Source organism: Ruegeria sp. YS9 (assembly GCF_024628725.1).
GTDB lineage: Bacteria > Pseudomonadota > Alphaproteobacteria > Rhodobacterales > Rhodobacteraceae > Ruegeria > Ruegeria atlantica_C.
Genome location: NZ_CP102409.1, coordinates 239,350 through 256,061, shown reverse-complemented (window position 1 = coordinate 256,061; position 16,712 = coordinate 239,350). Strand labels below are relative to the sequence as shown.

Here is a 16,712-nt window from a genome sequence, read left to right as displayed (position 1 = left end):
ACGAGCAGCACGGGAAGGTAACCTGTGGCAAAAGACCGATCACAGCGCGATGACTACACGACCCCTCTGCGCCGCTTGTTGCTGGGGATCGTTATCCTGTGCTTGCTGGGCATCTTTCTGGTCTGGCGGATCGACAGCCCCCGAGTCGAGCGGTTCCGCGCGCAGGTGGTGGACGCGGTCGTACCGTCGATGGATTGGGCCATGGTGCCCGTAACTGCCGCTGTGAACCTTGTGCGCGATTTCCAAAGCTACCAGCGCCTGAGCGAGCAGAACCGCGAACTGCGCAGCGAACTGCGGCTGATGCGTGCCTGGAAAGAGGCCGCACTGCAATTGGAGCAGGAGAATGCACGGCTGTTGGATCTGAACAATGTCCGCCTCGACCCGCGCCTGACATACATCACGGGTGTCGTGATGGCCGACAGCGGGTCACCCTTCCGGCAGTCCGTCCTGTTGAATGTGGGGGAGCGCGACGGGATCGTTGATGGCTGGGCCACGATGGATGGCATCGGGCTGGTTGGCCGCATTTCCGGAGTCGGGCCGGACACGGCTCGGGTGATCCTGGTGACGGACGCGACCAGCGCCATTCCGGCAACGATCCAGCCTTCTGGCCAGACCGCACTGATCAAAGGAGATAACACCCCGGCCCCAGTGGTCGAGTTCCTGGAAAACCGAGAGCTGGTCCGTCCCGGTGATCGAGTGATCACATCCGGCGACGGTGGCGTTTTTCCGGCAGGTCTGCTGATCGGCCAGATCGCCGCGGATCCGGGCGGCCGCCTGCGCGTTCGCCTTTCGGCGGATTTTGAACGGCTCGAGTTTCTTCGTGTTCTGCGCTTCCATTCGCCCCCACCAATTCAGGATCCGGGTGGGATCGTCGGGCCAACGCGACCAGAAACTGCGCTTGTACCGGATGAGGTAAGTGATGGATAGGCCCGCCTCATACAACTGGGCCATGCGCAGCCTTTACGCGGCACTGGCTTTTGTCGTGCTGTTCCTGCATTTGCTGCCGCTTGATGCGCAACCGGATCGCTGGCCCTTTCCCGATGTGCTGATTGCGCTGACCTTTGCCTGGGTGTTGCGGCGGCCTGATTATGTGCCCACCCTGTTGGTCGCGTTTGTCATGCTGATGGCGGATCTGCTGCTGCAACGCCCGCCCGGCCTTCTGGCCGCCTTGGTGGTGTTTGGCGCAGCCTATCTGCGCGCCGCCGCTCCGGGTATGAAGGACACTGGATTTGTCGGAGAATGGGTGTCGGTCGGTGTGGTGATTGCCATGGTGTTTTTGATGAACCGAGTCGTTCTGTCGATCTTGTCGGTGCAGCAGGCCGCCTTGTGGCCAGTGGTGATTCAACTTGTGCTGACAATCGCCTTCTACCCGGTCATCGTGCTGCTGACCCAAAGCGTATTTGGCGTCCACCGCCTGTCTGCTGCGGATGCCGGAGCCGTAGGAGGCAGGGCATGAAGCAACGCAAACCCAAGTCGCCGGGCCTTGCCTATAAACGCCTGCCACGCCGGGCGCTGCTGCTGGGCGGTTTGCAGGCGGCTTTTATCGGCGGGCTGGCCGCACGGATGCGCTTCATGCAGGTGGATCAGGCCGACGAATATCGCCTGCTGGCCGAAGAAAACCGCATCAACATTCGACTGATCCCGCCAACCCGTGGACGTATCTATGACCGCAACGGGCAGATCATCGGTCAGAACTCACCATCCTATCGCATCGTCATCGTGCGTGAAGACGCAGGTGACGTCGACAAGGTGATTGCCAAATTGTCGGAACTCATCCCGCTGAACGATGATGAGATCGAGCGCGCCCGGACCGAAATGCGCCGATCAGCGCCGTTCCTGCCAGTGACTCTGGCGGATCAGGTCACTTGGGAAGACATCTCGAAAGTCGCGGTCAATGCCCCGGCCCTGCCGGGTGTGACGCCCGAGGTCGGCCTGACGCGACAATACCCACGCTATGAGGATTTCGCCCATATCGTCGGCTATGTCGGCCCGGTCAGCGACTATGATCTCAGCAAGCTCGAAGACCCCGAGCCGGTTTTGCGGATTCCCCGGTTCCAGATCGGCAAGGTCGGGTTGGAGGCCAAACAGGAAATTGCCTTGCGTGGCAAAGCCGGCGCAAAGCGTGTCGAAGTCAACGCCACCGGGCGCGTCATGCGCGAACTGGACCGGCAGGAAGGTCAGCCGGGTGCGGACCTGCAATTGACGATCGATGCCGACCTGCAACAATACGCGCAAGCGCGGCTGGCAGGTGAAAGCGCGGCTGCCATTGTTCTGGATTGCGAAACCGGGGATCTGCGCGCCGTCAGCTCTACACCCAGTTTCGATCCAAATCTGTTTGTGCGCGGTATCTCGGTCGCTGATTATCGGGCGTTGACGCAGGACAAGTATCGCCCCCTGGCCAACAAGTCCGTGCAAGGCACTTATCCCCCGGGGTCGACGTTCAAGATGGTCACTGCATTGGCCGCGCTGGAGGCTGGCGTGATAGGCCCCGGAAACACAGTGTATTGCCCCGGGCACCTGAAGGTCGGCAGCCGCCGGTTCCACTGCTGGAAACGCGGCGGGCATGGCACGGTTGATCTGAACCTGTCGCTGAAACGCAGCTGCGACGTCTATTACTACGACGTGGCCTTGCGGGTGGGCATCGACAAGATATCCGAGATGGCCCGTACATTGGGGCTGGGCGTCAAGCACGATATTCCGATGTCGGCGGTTGCCGCTGGACTTGCCCCCAATCAGGAATGGAAGCAGCGAACACACGGTCAGGATTGGCTGGTGGGCGACACGGCCAACGCGTCCATCGGGCAAGGGTTCATGCTGGCCTCACCGTTGCAACTGGCCGTAATGACGGCTCGTATCGCCACCGGCCGATCTGTGACACCGCGGCTTGTGCGTTCGATCGACGGTATCGAACAGACTTCGGGCGCGGGGGAACCGCTGGGCATCAACTCCTACAATCTGGAACAGGTGCGCAAGGCCATGTATTCGGTCTCGAACGACCGGCGGGGGACTGCCTATCGCAGCCGCATCATCGCGGACGAGTTCCGCATGGCCGGCAAAACCGGCACCAGTCAGGTTCGAAACATCACCAAGGCCGAACGTGCCGCCGGCGTGATCCGCAACGAAGACCTGCCATGGGAACGTCGCGACCACGCGTTGTTCGTCTGCTTCGCGCCCTATGACAATCCGAAATACGCGGTTGCCGTGGTCGTTGAACATGGCGGCGGCGGGTCCAAGGCGGCGGCACCGGTGGCCCGCGATATCATGCTTCAGGCGCTCTACAACGGTACTCCGCCGCTTGAGGCATATCCGGTTGCCGACCGCGAGCGCATCAAGGAACAGCAAAAACGGCTCGAGGGCGACCGTCGTCCCAAAGCGCGTCCAGACGGAAAGGACCGCGCATGAGCTATCTAGAATATGCCGTGAAATCCACGCCGTCGGGGTTTCGGAAGTTCCTGTACATGAACTGGCCGCTGACCCTGCTGCTGATCAGCACCGCCAGCGCTGGGTTCCTGATGCTGTATTCAGTTGCAGGCGGGTCGTGGACACCCTGGGCCGAGCCACAGATGGAGAGGTTCGGGCTTGGCCTGATCGCGATGTTCATCATTGCTCTGGTTCCGATCTGGTTCTGGCGCAACATGTCCGTTCTGGCCTATCTCGGGTCGGTCGCATTGCTGGTATTCGTGGAATTGTTCGGCACCATCGGCATGGGCGCACAGCGCTGGATCGACCTTGGGTTCATGCGCCTTCAGCCCTCAGAGGTCATGAAGGTGGCCCTGGTCATGGTTCTGGCGGCGTATTACGACTGGCTTCCATCGCACAAGACGTCCCGCCCTCTGTGGGTCTTCATCCCCGTGGCCCTGATTGTTCTGCCCACCTTGCTTGTTCTTAAGCAACCGGATCTCGGCACGTCGATCCTGCTGTTGGCCGCCGGTGGAGGGCTGATGTTTCTTGCGGGTGTGCACTGGGCGTATTTTGCAGCCGTCATTGCCGCCGTCGTGGGCCTGATCGCCGCCGTGTTCAACAGTCGCGGGACCGAATGGCAGTTGCTCAAGGATTATCAGTTCCGCCGGATCGACACGTTTCTCGACCCCTCTACCGATCCTCTGGGTGCCGGGTATCACATCACGCAATCCAAGATCGCCCTTGGATCGGGGGGCTGGAACGGGCGTGGTTTCATGCAGGGTACACAATCCCGGCTGAACTTCCTGCCCGAGAAACACACCGATTTCATCTTCACCACCCTCGCCGAGGAGTTCGGCTTTGTCGGGGGCATCACGCTCTTGGTTCTCTACGCCCTGATCCTTGTGTTCTGCATGGCGACCGCGCTGGCCACCAAGGATCGGTTCTCCTCTCTGGTTACTCTGGGCATCGCGCTGAACTTCTTCTTGTTCTTTGCCGTCAACATGTCGATGGTGATGGGCATGGCACCGGTCGTGGGCGTCCCACTGCCCATGGTCAGCTATGGCGGATCGGCCATGCTGGTGCTGATGGCCGCGTTCGGCATCGTCCAAAGCGCTCATATCCATCGCCCCCGCTGATCTGAAAGGCCCCCGATGCCCGTAAACGTTCTGTTTTCCGCGCGCCCTGCCCTGTGGCCCGTGTATGAACCGCTGCTCACTCGATACCTTGCAGAAGCTGGCGTAGAGGCGGAGATCAGTACGGAGTTTGACCCGGATCAGGTTGATTACGTTGTCTACGCTCCGAATGGCGGGTTACTGGATTTTTCGCCCTTTTCGCGCCTGAAGGCGGTTCTGAGCCTTTGGGCCGGTGTCGAAAAGATCGCGGACAATGACACGCTGAGCGTCCCATTGGCACGGATGGTGGATCACGGGCTGACGCAGGGAATGACCGAGTGGGTGGTGGGCCATGTGCTGCGCTATCATCTGGGAATGGATCGCCACATCACCATCCAGGATGGCGTCTGGGCCCCGGATGCCCCACCTTTGGCGCAGCAGCGCAACCTGTGCATTCTGGGCCTCGGCGCGTTGGGTGAAGCCGCGGCCCGCGCCCTGGCCTCGCTGAATTTCACGGTCACTGGTTGGAGCCGCACCGCCAAGGACATCCCCGGCGTAACCTGTCTGCACGGTCCCGACGGGCTGCGTGATGCGCTTTCCCGGGCCGAGATACTGGTTCTGCTGCTGCCTGACACCGCTGCCACGGAAAACGCGTTGAATGCTGAAACGCTGGCCCTGCTGCCCAAAGGCGCGCGGATCATCAACCCGGGTCGCGGGCCCCTGATTGATGACGAAGCGCTGCTGGATGCCTTGAACTCGGGTCAGGTCGGTCACGCGACGCTGGATGTGTTCCGGGTCGAGCCCCTGCCCCCCGACCACCCGTATTGGTCACATCCGAACGTGACCGTGACCCCTCATATCGCGTCCGAGACCCGCCCGGTCACAGCCGCGCAGGTCATTTGCGAAAACATCCGGCGTGGCGAAGCCGGAGAGCCCTTCGTGCACCTGGTGGATCGCACATTGGGCTACTGATTTCAGGCCGCGATCAGACCGCGGCCTTTCAACAGGGCGTCAACCCCCGGCAATCTTCCCCGGAACGCCAGGTACAGGTCTTCTGCCTCGCGCGAACCGCCAGTGGACAGGATGTTGTCCTCCAGCGCCTTGGCGCGTTCGGGGTCAAAGGCACCACCCGCCTCTTCAAAGGCGGCAAAGGCGTCGGCATCCATCACTTCGGACCACATATAGCTGTAATACCCCGAGCTGTAGCCGTCGCCTGCGAAGACATGCGCGAAATGCGGAGTGGAGTGGCGCATTCCAATGGCCTTCGGCATCCCCAACCCGGCCAGAACTTCCGACTGTTTCGCCATCGGATCTGCCGGTGCCTCGCCATCGTGGAAGGCCAGATCGACAAGGGCCGAGGCGACATATTCCACCGTCTGGAATCCCTGATCGAAATTGGCCGCCTTCAGCACCTTTTGCAGCATTTCCTGCGGCATCGGCTCGCCCGTTTCCGCATGGGTCGCAAATTCGGCAAGGACCTCTGGCACTTCCAGCCAATGTTCGTAAAGCTGGCTGGGCAATTCCACGAAATCGCGCGCGACCGACGTGCCCGAGATGCTTTCATATGTCACGTTGGACAGCATCTGGTGCAGGGCATGGCCGAATTCATGAAACAGGGTCCGCGCGTCATCATAGGACAGCAAGGCGGGATCCCCCTTGGCGAAGTTGCAGACATTGATGACAACCGGTGTCTGCTTCTTTGGGAATTTGGCCTGTGCCCTCATCGCGCTGCACCAGGCACCTGACCGCTTGGACCCTCGTGCAAAGTAGTCTCCGATAAACACGGCAATATGCTGCCCGTCGCGGGTAACGTCCCAAGCCCGGCAATCCGGGTGATAGAGGGGTACGTCCAACGGTTTGAATTCCAGCCCGAAAAGCCGGTTGGCGCAGGCAAACGAAGCCTCGATCATGCGATCCAGTTGCAGATAGGGTTTCAACGCGGCCTCATCCAGATCGTGTTCCGCCTTGCGCCGCTTTTCAGCGTAGTACCGCCAATCCCAGGCTTCCAGCGGGCCGTTGATGCCGTCTTCCTGCATCATCTGCGTCAGAACATCCGCGTCAGCATCTGCGCGGGACTTGGCCGGTTCCCATACCTGCATCAAAAGCTCACGCACCCGATCCGGCGTGCGCGCCATCTCGGTTTCCAGCTTGTAGTCGGCGAACGTGTCATAGCCCAGAAGCTTGGAGCGCTCTTCGCGCAAGGCCAGGATCTCGGCCGCGATGTCTCGGTTGTCGGTCTCGCCCCCATTGGCACCGCGCGCGGCCCAGGCACGATAGGCTTTTTCGCGCAGCTCCCGCCGGGGCGAAAACTGTAGGAATGGCACGATCAGCGACCGTGACAAGGTGACCACTGGTCCCTTGGCTTTCTTCTCCTGCCCCGCGGCACGTGCCGCGTCCACGACGAAATCCGGCAGGCCGTTCAGATCCTCTTCGGTCAGATCCATGAACCAGTCCCGCTCATCCGCCAGCAGGTTCTGGGTAAACGCCGTGCCCAGCGACGCGAGGCGCGACTTGATCTCTTGCATACGGGCGTCTTCGTCCCCCTCCAAGGCCGCGCCGGCACGCACAAAACCCCGGTGGGTCAACATCAGAACACGCGCCTGCTCCTCGGTCAGGTCAAGATCATCGCGCCGTGCCCATAGGTCGGCAACACGCTTGAACAGCGATTTGTTTGAAGAAATGCCCGAAAAGTGCGCTGAAAGCCTGGGGGAAAACGCGCGTTGCAGTTCTTCCCGCTTTGGGTTGCTGTCCGCGCCCGCAATCGTGAAGAACACCGACAGGACCTTGTCCAGTTGCCCACCCGCGGCCTCGAGCGCCTCGATCGTGTTGGCGAATGTGGGGGTATCCGGATTTGCAGCTATCGCATCAATCTCGGCGTTATGCTCTTTCATCGCCTGCTCCAGTGCGGGCGAGAAATCATCATCCGAGATATCGGAAAAAGGGGCGATTTCAAACGGTGTGGTCCAATTGGACAGGATCGGGTTGGTCATGCGGATCTCCTTTGATCCCATAGCTATGTCGCCATGGCCGGGTGTTCCAGAACACCCAACCCATGTGAAGAAAGGTTAATCGTTTCTCATGCCACAAACAGGGCAATCGTCCCGGCGGGTCAGAGCAATCTTGCGGCTTTCGCCGTACAGTGCGTCATAGATCAGCATCTCGCCGCGCAGCGCCATGCCGGCGCCCGTTATTACCTTGATCGCCTCGACCGCCATCATCGACCCAACCACGCCCGGCAGCGGGCCGATCACTCCGGCCTCGGAACAGGAAGGGGCCAGACCGGGGGCCGGGGCCTCTGGGAAGATACACTGATAGCAGGGGCTGCCATTGGCCGGGTCAAACACACTCAGTTGACCTTCCCACTGTGACAAAGCCCCCGATATCAGCGGTTTGCCCAGCGCGACGGCGGTTCGGTTGGCCAGATACCGGGTCTCGAAATTGTCGGTCCCGTCAAGGATCAGATCGAACTCTGCAAACAGATCGGTGGCGATTTCCTCGCTCAAACGGCGGTGGTAGGGCAGAACAACGACGTTCGGGTTCTGCGCCTCCATCGCCTGCTGGGCCGAAAAGACCTTGGGCATTCCAATATCCGCGTCGCGGTGAATGACCTGCCGTTGCAGGTTGGCATTCTCGACGACGTCATCGTCGATGATACCAATCGTGCCGACACCCGCAGCCGCCAGATATTGCAGCGCAGGGGCACCCAGACCACCAGCGCCGATCACCAGAACGCGGGCTTTCTTTAGCTTTTTCTGACCAGGTCCACCCAGTTCACGCAAAACGATGTGGCGGGCATAGCGATCCAGCTCGGTCTCGGTAAATCGGTCCGAGGGCATATTGGGCTCCGGGTCCGCAGATGAAACTGCACGGTTGCGCAAGGCTTTGAGTACTCTGCCATACAGCAAAGCCAGCGCCACGAAACCCACAAGGATCAGCCACAGCGCCGCAGACCCGCCGGTTGCTTCGCGAAGAGGGTGCCCATCCGGCAAGATCAGATGGGACAGTATGACGCCGGCCAGCAGCACACTCACGGAAACCATGCGCGCTTTTTTCGACGTGCCGGCGATATAACCGACACCCCAAAGCCCCGCAGCCAGGATGAAAACCAACAGCATCAGCCGCGCCCGGTCGAGCCGAAACCGCCAGCCCCGCGATCGGTTTCGCCCAGCGCCTGAGCCAGTTCAAACCTGGCCTGCACCACCGGCGCGACCACAAGCTGCGCGATACGATCTCCGTGTGCGATCTCGAACCGTTCCTGGCCCGCATTCATCACGATCACGCCCAATGGCCCACGATAGTCGCTGTCGATGGTGCCCGGTGTGTTGGGCAGTGTAATCCCATGCTTCAACGCAAGGCCCGAGCGGGGCCGAACCTGAACCTCATACCCTTGCGGGATTTCAATACGCAGGCCGGTCGGCACCAGCGCCCGCTGACCAGGGTCCAGCGTAATCGGCGCGCCGCCGGGCAGATTGGCACGCACGTCCGCGCCGGCCGCCCCCGAGGTTTCGTAAGAGGGAAGCGCCACGGCGGGGTCTGCCCCGTCTTCGCGGATCACCCGGATTGCAACCATGCCCTTGCCTTTCCTTCAGCCTGCCAACGCGTCCGCAATTTTCGCCGCCAGACGCCGGGCAACTTCGTCTTTGCCCATGCGGGGCCATTCCTCGGCCCCGTTGTCCGAAATCAGGATGACCGCATTTTCTGACCCGCCCATAATGCCTGTTGCAGGGCTTACATCGTTGGCGACGATCCAGTCGCAGCCTTTGCGCAGGCGCTTGGCCGTGGCGTGTTCGACCACATTGTCGGTCTCGGCCGCAAAACCGACAACCAACGGCGGACGGTTCGCTTCCATCCTGGAAACACGTTTCAGAATGTCCGGGTTTTCGGCGAATTCCAGTACCGGCAGGCCATCGCGGCTTTTCTTCAGCTTCTTGTCCGATGCGCTGGCGACACGCCAATCCGCGACCGCCGCCGCGAATATTCCGGCATCGACGGGCAGAGCCGCATCAACCGCATCAGACATCTGTTGCGCGGTTTCGACAGGTACGACCTGCACGCCCGCCGGGGGCGGCACATCTGCCGGGCCGGTCACAAAGGTCACCTCGGCCCCCAATTCCGCCAGCGCCCGCGCCACGGCCGCACCCTGAGCCCCGGACGACCGGTTGGCTATATACCGGACCGGATCTATCGGTTCATGCGTCGGGCCGGACGTCACCAGCACTCGCCTGCCCGCCAAAGGCCCCGCAGACAACTGAGCCTCAACTGCCGCTACAATTTCCATCGGCTCGGACATGCGCCCCGGGCCGTATTCACCACAGGCCATGTCGCCTTCGTTCGGGCCCACAAAGCGCACGCCATCCGCCTGCAACTGCTTCAGGTTTCGCTGTGTTGCCGGGTGGGTCCACATCCGCACATTCATCGCGGGCGCACACAGAACGGGCGTGTCCGTGGCCATCAAAAGGGTCGAGGCCAGATCGTTGGCCAGCCCTGCGGCCATCTTGCCCATCAGATCCGCCGTTGCGGGGGCCACAACGATCAGATCCGCAGAGCGGGACAGTTGAATATGCCCCATCTCGGCCTCATCGGTGAGGTCAAACAGATCGCGAAAGCCTTTTTTGCCTGCCAGAGCGGATACCGACAGCGGCGTCACGAACTCTTCCGCGGCGCGCGTCACTACAGGGGTCACGTCCGCGCCACGCTCGCGCAACCTGCGGATCAGGTCCAGCGACTTGTAGGCCGCGATTCCGCCACCGATAATCAGCAGAATGCGTTTGGATGACAGCATGTTCAGCCCTTCCTGTCCCGGTCGGCCCCGACATTAGGCAAGGCCCGCAGGTAGTTCCAGCGATTAATTCTGAACCTGAAAGGCCGCACAGGGGTCTTCGCGCTCGGCTGTAGGGCTGTCAATCACGATATCGAATTCTCCTTCGATCGCTCCATCTTCGGATTGTCCGACGGCCACGACTTTCCAACCTGGCTTGAGGCGCGCAAGATAGGTCGGTATGCCCCGATCCTTTCGCACATGACCGTTTCCGGTGATCACGGCAACCGGACCCCCGGTTTCGTCCATCGCACGCACAACCGCACGGGCCAGCACAGCATCGCGCAGGCGCTGGATCGCAACCATCTGGGGCAAAATTTCAGCCGGAAGCGCATCGCAATGCGCCGCCAACTGGTCGGCCTCGCGCGCGGCCTGTTCTTCGGGCGAGAGAGGCACCGTCAGGCCATAACGCGCCGCGTCTGCACCCAACGCCGTGGCGGCCCCGCGTTCCATCGCGGCACGCGCGGCAGCACGCGGAACCATGGCCCCGTAAACCGGCGCGCCTGACGCCTCGAACACCGGATAATACATGCTGAGCGGAGGCCAGCCACTTTCAGCCCATTTCAGAATGCGGCTCAGCTCCTCTGGGTTGGACACAGCTTTCTGCGCGAGCCTTTGCGCGCCCTCTTCGGTGACCATCTCCCAGACGACGGCCGAGGGTGAAACAGCCTCGAGAGCTTCGGCCTGCACCAGATGATGCGTCGGGTTATCGTGAACTTCTCCCAATATCACGACGTCAGCGTCCCGCATCACGGACATAGCATCAGCAGGAACAAGTCTTTCTGCCAGCCCCGGTCGCGTTGTCGCAACCGTAAGACCAAGAACACACGCAAGAATCGCAAACTGTTTCATGCGAGGAAGTGTTGCACCTCGCGCGACTGGGCTTCAAGGTTCTTGCGCATCTTCGCAAAGGCTGCGGCCTCAAGCTGTCGCACACGTTCTTTGGACAGGCCCAGCTCTGTTCCAAGGCTTTCCAAGGTTCGAGCGGGGTCTCGCAGCTTGCGCTCGCGCACAATGAAACGCTCGCGATCATTCAAGGCACTCATCGCCGTCAACAACCACTTGCGCAATTGTTCGGTATCGTGGCTGTGCTCAACGGCCTCGGCTGCCTGTTCGCGGTCATCTTCCAGGGCATCGATCCACTCGCGCCCATCCTCATCAGCGGACTGAACCGCATTCAGCGAAAAATCAGAGCCGGACAGGCGGCCTTCCATCATCTCGACGTCGCGCAGCGGCACGCCGATTTCCGTGGCGATCATCTGATGCAACTGATGACGGTCCAGTTCCTGACCTTCGGTGGCGGCTTCCCGTTCCAGCCGGGCCTGAACACGGCGCATGTTGAAGAACAGCGATTTCTGAGATGAGGTTGACCCGGTCCGAACCATCGACCAGTTCCGCATCACGTAATCCTGAATGCTTGCCTTGATCCACCAAACGGCATAGGTCGAAAAACGCACGCCGCGATCCGGATCGAACTTGTCCGCGGCCTTCATAAGGCCAAGGCCCGCTTCCTGAATGAGATCATTCATCGGCGCGCCATAGCGCTTAAACTTGGCCGCCATCGAAATCGCCAGACGCATGTAGGCGGTGATCAGACGGTGCAACGCCTTTTCATCACGCTCATCACGCCAGGCATAAGCCAGTTTCAGTTCAGTTTCCGCATCCAGCAACTCGGCCTTCATTGCTTGCCGGGACATCGAAAAGTCCGTCGCATTATCCAGTGCCATAAACCTCTCCCTGTTTGCAGGTACTGGTCAGACTTGCCTTGCCGACCTATGACCTTTACGCAAAACAGCACCAATCGGATCAACTATAGGTAAGTATTGTGTCGCCGGATTTAACCTTGGTTCTGGGCGGGGCCGCGTCGGGCAAGTCGGTTTTCGCCGAAGAACTGGTTGTTTCTCGGGGGAAAAGCCAAGTTTACCTTGCGACATCACAAGTTTTTGATGACGAGATGCGCCAGAAGGTCGAGCGCCATCTCGCGCAACGCGGCGACGGTTGGACCACGATTGAAGAGCCCTTCGATCCGGGGCCGGTTCTGGCCACGTTGTCGCCCGATCAGATTTGCCTGATTGACTGCGCCACCATGTGGCTGAGCAACCACCTGTTGGCCGAAACCGATCTGGAAGCCGCACAAACCGCCCTGCTTGAAGCATTGCGCGCATGCCCGGCGCAAATCGTGATGGTCTCGAACGAAGTTGGCTACGGCATTGTCCCGGACAACGCCCTGGCCCGGCGGTTTCGCGAAGCCCAGGGGCGGCTGAACATCGCGCTTGCAGCGCAGGCCGATCTGGTGGTGCAGATCACCGCCGGGTTGCCTTTGGTTCTGAAAGGACAATTGCCGTGACGCGTCTTCACCTTGTCCGACACGGGCCGACACATGCGAAAACCATGGTCGGCTGGTCCGACCTGCCCGCTGACCTGAGCGATACAGCCGCACTGAACCGACTGCACGACCATTTGCCGCCCGAGGCGCTTGTGATCTCGTCCGATCTGTCACGGGCAGTTGACACGGCAACGGCCATCCAAGGCCAACGTCAACGTCTTCCTCATCACCCGGGCTTGCGGGAAATCCATTTTGGTCGCTGGGAGTTGCGCGGATTTGCCGAAATCGAAGCCGAAGACCCGGAACTGGCCTTTGCCTATTGGGACAACCCTGGCGATGTCCGCCCGCCGCAAGGTGAAAGCTGGAACGAGGTCCGCAATCGGGTCGACGCAGCGATCGACACGCTTGTTTCAGCACATTCAGGCCGCGATCTGGTCATCGTTGCGCATTTCGGCGTTATCCTCACCCAGGTACAGCGCGCCCTTGATCTGGATGGACAACAGACTTTTTCACACCGAGTCGACAACCTGTCGGTGACGGATATCCTGATCGACGCAGGCAGGTGGTCCGTCGGTACAATCAATCACCTTCCGTGAACAGACCCCGCACAAATCACTGTTTTACCGGGCTGTGAACCTGCGGCATCGTCTGCGTATGACGTATGATTTGTATATCGGCGATCGCCTCTTCTCCAGCTGGTCAATGCGTGGCTGGCTGATGCTTGAGAAATTCAACCTGCCCCATAGAAGCCACATGATTGGCCTGTATTCGGGCACCATGACACAGGATATGGCTCCCCTGGCCCCAGCGCGACTTGTGCCCGCCCTGCGCCTGCCGGATGGAACTGTGGTCGGCGAAAGCCTGGCCATGGCTGAAACCCTGGCCGAGCGCCACCCTGATGCCGGGTTGTGGCCATCAGATCCCGCCGCCCGGGCAACCGCCCGCTGGCTGTGCGCCGAGATGGTGGCAGGGTTCGGTGCCCTACGAGGCGAATGCCCGATGCAATTGCTGCATGTCTGGCAGAGTTTCGACCCATCGGATGAAACACTGGCAGATCTGGCGCGTATCGAAACACTCTGGGACCATGCGCGCGCAGTGTCCGGTGCGCAACAAGGCCCGTTGTTTGGCACGTATTCGCTGGCGGACGTGTTTTACACACCTGTCGCAGCGCGGATCATCGGATATGGACTGCCAGTTTCAAGGGCCAACCGAACCTATTGCCTGGACCTGTTGTCAGACCCCGCCGTCAGACAATGGCGCGCAATGGGCCTGACCGTCAGATACGACCCTTTTCCCTATCGTCAGGACTTGCCGTCCAAGCCCTGGCCGATCGGAGGGGTTTCAACCGCCAAGCCGGTCTCCGGCCCGTCAATCAACCAAGTTTGCCCCTATTCCGGCAAACCCGTCGTGGAGTTTTTGGAGTTGGACGGCAAATGCTGGGGCTTCTGCAATCCGTTCTGCCGCGACAAAACCGTTGCAGATCCCGACGCGTGGCCCAAATTCGCTGCCTTGCGGGCAACCGTTAACGACTCTTAAACCACAACCATGGCAGCAACGTCCTGTTAACCAAGAACAGGACTGCCATGGTTGCCCGCGCCCACACTGTTGCCTTTCAAGGGGTCGAAGCCCGCCCGGTCGAGGTGCAATGTGCCGTATCGCCCGGCTTGCCGGCCTTCTCCATCGTTGGCCTTCCCGACAAGGCCGTATCCGAAGCCCGCGACCGTGTCCGCAGCGCGCTGAGTGCGATGGCCATCGCCCTGCCCTCGAAACGAATTACGATCAACCTGTCTCCTGCGGATCTGCCCAAGGAAGGCAGCCATTTCGACCTGCCCATCGCAGTCGCGCTGTTGTCTGCGCTCGAAATCATCCCGGCCGATGCCGCCGAAGGAACGGTTGCACTGGGAGAGTTGTCGCTTGATGGCTCTTTGGTGCCTGTTGTCGGCGCCCTGCCCGCGGCCATGACGGCAGCGTCCGAGGATCGCATGTTGCTATGTCCCAAAGCCTCCAGCGCCGAAGCGGCATGGGTCGATGCCACTCAGGTTATCGGCGCGGATTCCCTTGGTGATGTTGTCCGCCATTTCTCGGGACAGTCCCCTTTGCCGGCGGCACAACCCGGCGAGGTGAATCTGACGCCCAGCATGCGGGATCTGCGCGATGTAAAGGGACAGGAACGCGCCAAGCGCGCCCTGGAAATCGCGGCAGCCGGACGTCACCATCTGATCATGATCGGTACGCCGGGATCGGGCAAATCCATGCTGGCTGCACGGCTTCCGGGCATCTTGCCTCCGCTCACGGCGGTCGAAGCGTTGGAAACTTCGATGATCCAGTCCCTGTGCGGGTTGCTGGACGAAGGCGGCATCAACCGCACCCGTCCTTTTCGGGAACCGCATCATACGGCGTCGATGGCAGCCATTGTCGGCGGCGGCAAAGGCGCCAAGCCCGGTGAAATCTCACTGGCGCATAACGGCGTGCTGTTCATGGATGAGTTCCCCGAATTTCCGCGTACGGTTCTGGAAACCCTGCGCCAGCCAATCGAATCCGGAGAAGTCATGGTGGCGCGGGCCAATGCCCATGTGAAATACCCCTGCCGTTTCATGCTGGTGGCCGCTGCGAACCCATGCAAATGCGGCTACCTGACGGATCCCTCACGAGCTTGCTCTCGCGCACCCGGCTGCGGCGAGGACTATCTGAACCGTATCTCGGGGCCCCTGATGGACAGGTTCGACCTGCGGATCGAGGTTCCGCCCGTGGGTTTCACCGATCTTGATCTGCCCCCATCCGGCGACAGCTCGGCGACAGTTGCCGCGCGGGTTGAAAACGCCCGCGCCCTTCAGGCAGAGCGGTTTCGGGGAATGCCAAACCTGCGCCAGAATTCCGACGCCGAAGGCAAGGTTCTGGAACAGATCGCAACACCTGACGCCGAAGGAAAAGCGGTGTTGCTGAAAGCAGCCGATCAGTTCGGGTTATCGGCACGTGCCTTTCACCGCATCCTGAGGGTGGCGCGGACGATCGCCGACCTGGACGGTTCAGCCGACATCCGCAGACCACATGTGGCAGAGGCGCTGAGCTTTCGCATCAGCGCCCGGGTCATGGCTTAGACCTTGGCTTCAATCGCCTGCCAGATCTTCTCGGCGATGTTCACGCCGTCGAACCGTTCCAGCTCTTGAATACCGGTGGGCGAGGTCACGTTGATCTCGGTCAGGTAGTCGCCAATGATGTCGATCCCGACAAAAATCTGACCTTTTTCTTTCAGCAGCGGCCCGATGGCGGCGCAGATCTCCAGATCACGCTGTGACATACCGATCTTTTCCGGGCGACCGCCCACATGCATGTTTGAGCGCGTTTCGCCCGCGGCCGGCACCCGGTTGATCGCGCCGACAGGTTCGCCATCCACCAGGATCACCCGCTTGTCGCCATTGCTGACATCCGGCAGGAATTTCTGCACGATCAGAGGCTCGCGCGAGAACCCCGTGAACAGCTCGTGCAGAGAGGTCAGGTTGCGGTCATTGGCATCCAGTCGGAACACGCCCGCGCCGCCATTGCCATAAAGCGGCTTGAGGATGATGTCGCCGTGCTTTTCCTTGAACGCCTTGATGGTTTTTATGTCACGGGCAATCGTTGTCGGCGGGGTCAGGTCGGGAAAATCCAGAACCAGCAGCTTTTCAGGATAGTTCCGAACCCAGAACGGGTCGTTGACCACCAGCGTTTGCCCTTTCAGGCGGTCCAGCAGATGGGTCGACGTGATGTAATGCATGTCAAAGGGTGGATCCTGACGCAGCCAGACCACGTCGAAATCCGCCAGGTCAACTTCACGTTCGGGGCTCAGAACCGCCGGATCGCCGGCAACCCGCTGTACGGTCATGTCATGGCCGCGGGCCGTGATACGACCTTCCTGATAGGCCAGCTGATCCGGCCCATAGAAAAACAACGAATGACCGCGCGCCTGCGCCTCTTCCGCCAGACGGAATGAGCTGTCGGCGTTGATGTCCACGGCCCCGATCGGGTCCATTTGAAAGGCGATTTTCATGGCGTGTCCCTCAGTTTCACGCAAGAT

At 60.8% G+C, this 16,712-nt stretch carries 16 protein-coding genes; 9 read left to right on the top strand and 7 right to left on the bottom strand.

Going from position 1 to position 16,712, the window contains the following annotated elements:
* Positions 1–24 precede the first annotated feature (24 nt).
* Genes mreC through NOR97_RS01280 form a run of 5 tightly spaced genes read left to right on the top strand, consistent with a single transcriptional unit; the run spans position 25 to position 5,486 of the window.
* Entirely contained in the window at positions 25–927 is a 903-nt protein-coding gene (mreC, locus tag NOR97_RS01300; RefSeq protein ID WP_170346418.1) for a rod shape-determining protein MreC, read from the top strand.
* Positions 920–1,456, top strand: a complete 537-nt coding sequence (locus NOR97_RS01295; RefSeq protein ID WP_257599979.1) for a rod shape-determining protein MreD — start codon at positions 920–922, stop codon at positions 1,454–1,456. The genes mreC and NOR97_RS01295 overlap by 8 nt, the downstream gene beginning before the upstream one ends.
* Positions 1,453–3,402 (top strand): penicillin-binding protein 2, encoded by a 1,950-nt coding sequence (mrdA, locus tag NOR97_RS01290; RefSeq protein ID WP_170346416.1) that lies wholly within the window; start codon positions 1,453–1,455, stop codon positions 3,400–3,402. The genes NOR97_RS01295 and mrdA overlap by 4 nt, the downstream gene beginning before the upstream one ends.
* The gene (gene rodA, locus NOR97_RS01285; RefSeq protein WP_170346415.1) at positions 3,399–4,538 is read left to right on the top strand and encodes a rod shape-determining protein RodA; all 1,140 of its coding nucleotides are present in this window, start codon (positions 3,399–3,401) and stop codon (positions 4,536–4,538) included. Before mrdA ends, rodA begins: the two co-directional genes overlap by 4 nt.
* 15 nt (positions 4,539–4,553) lie before the next feature.
* Entirely contained in the window at positions 4,554–5,486 is a 933-nt protein-coding gene (locus tag NOR97_RS01280) for a glyoxylate/hydroxypyruvate reductase A (protein ID WP_170346414.1), read from the top strand.
* Positions 5,487–5,488: 2 nt separating this feature from the next.
* On the opposite strand, the gene NOR97_RS01275 is transcribed toward NOR97_RS01280, so the two are convergent.
* The 6 genes from NOR97_RS01275 to NOR97_RS01250 form a co-directional block, all read right to left on the bottom strand.
* A complete protein-coding gene (locus NOR97_RS01275; RefSeq protein WP_257599978.1) occupies positions 5,489–7,504 on the bottom strand; it encodes a M3 family metallopeptidase in 2,016 nt (671 codons plus the stop codon).
* Positions 7,505–7,579: 75 nt separating this feature from the next.
* A complete protein-coding gene (locus NOR97_RS01270; protein WP_257599977.1) occupies positions 7,580–8,629 on the bottom strand; it encodes a HesA/MoeB/ThiF family protein in 1,050 nt (349 codons plus the stop codon).
* Complete coding sequence (dut, locus tag NOR97_RS01265; protein WP_171641698.1) at positions 8,629–9,084, bottom strand: dUTP diphosphatase; 456 nt, start codon at positions 9,082–9,084, stop codon at positions 8,629–8,631. Before dut ends, NOR97_RS01270 begins: the two co-directional genes overlap by 1 nt.
* 15 nt (positions 9,085–9,099) lie before the next feature.
* Positions 9,100–10,296 carry a bifunctional phosphopantothenoylcysteine decarboxylase/phosphopantothenate--cysteine ligase CoaBC gene (coaBC, locus tag NOR97_RS01260; RefSeq protein WP_257599976.1) on the bottom strand — a complete coding sequence of 399 codons (1,197 nt, stop codon included), beginning with the start codon at positions 10,294–10,296 and terminating at the stop codon, positions 9,100–9,102.
* Positions 10,297–10,359: 63 nt separating this feature from the next.
* The gene (locus tag NOR97_RS01255) at positions 10,360–11,184 is read right to left on the bottom strand and encodes a ChaN family lipoprotein (RefSeq protein ID WP_257599975.1); all 825 of its coding nucleotides are present in this window, start codon (positions 11,182–11,184) and stop codon (positions 10,360–10,362) included.
* Positions 11,181–12,059 carry an RNA polymerase factor sigma-32 gene (locus tag NOR97_RS01250; RefSeq protein ID WP_170346408.1) on the bottom strand — a complete coding sequence of 293 codons (879 nt, stop codon included), beginning with the start codon at positions 12,057–12,059 and terminating at the stop codon, positions 11,181–11,183. The genes NOR97_RS01255 and NOR97_RS01250 overlap by 4 nt, the downstream gene beginning before the upstream one ends.
* Before the next feature lie 98 nt (positions 12,060–12,157).
* Between NOR97_RS01250 and cobU the strand changes: the two genes are divergently transcribed.
* Genes cobU through NOR97_RS01230 form a run of 4 tightly spaced genes read left to right on the top strand, consistent with a single transcriptional unit; the run spans position 12,158 to position 15,756 of the window.
* The gene (gene cobU / locus NOR97_RS01245) at positions 12,158–12,679 is read left to right on the top strand and encodes a bifunctional adenosylcobinamide kinase/adenosylcobinamide-phosphate guanylyltransferase (RefSeq protein ID WP_171616775.1); all 522 of its coding nucleotides are present in this window, start codon (positions 12,158–12,160) and stop codon (positions 12,677–12,679) included.
* Positions 12,676–13,254 (top strand): histidine phosphatase family protein, encoded by a 579-nt coding sequence (locus NOR97_RS01240; protein ID WP_257599974.1) that lies wholly within the window; start codon positions 12,676–12,678, stop codon positions 13,252–13,254. Before cobU ends, NOR97_RS01240 begins: the two co-directional genes overlap by 4 nt.
* 58 nt (positions 13,255–13,312) lie before the next feature.
* Positions 13,313–14,194: a glutathione S-transferase gene (locus tag NOR97_RS01235; protein ID WP_257599973.1), complete on the top strand. Its 882-nt coding sequence runs from the start codon at positions 13,313–13,315 to the stop codon at positions 14,192–14,194.
* 47 nt (positions 14,195–14,241) lie between these two features.
* A complete protein-coding gene (locus NOR97_RS01230) occupies positions 14,242–15,756 on the top strand; it encodes a YifB family Mg chelatase-like AAA ATPase (RefSeq protein WP_257599972.1) in 1,515 nt (504 codons plus the stop codon).
* Here NOR97_RS01230 and gshB read toward each other — a convergent pair.
* A complete protein-coding gene (gshB, locus tag NOR97_RS01225) occupies positions 15,753–16,685 on the bottom strand; it encodes a glutathione synthase (RefSeq protein WP_257599971.1) in 933 nt (310 codons plus the stop codon). The two genes, NOR97_RS01230 and gshB, sit on opposite strands and share 4 nt — an antisense overlap.
* Between the last annotated feature and the right edge of the window lie 27 nt (positions 16,686–16,712).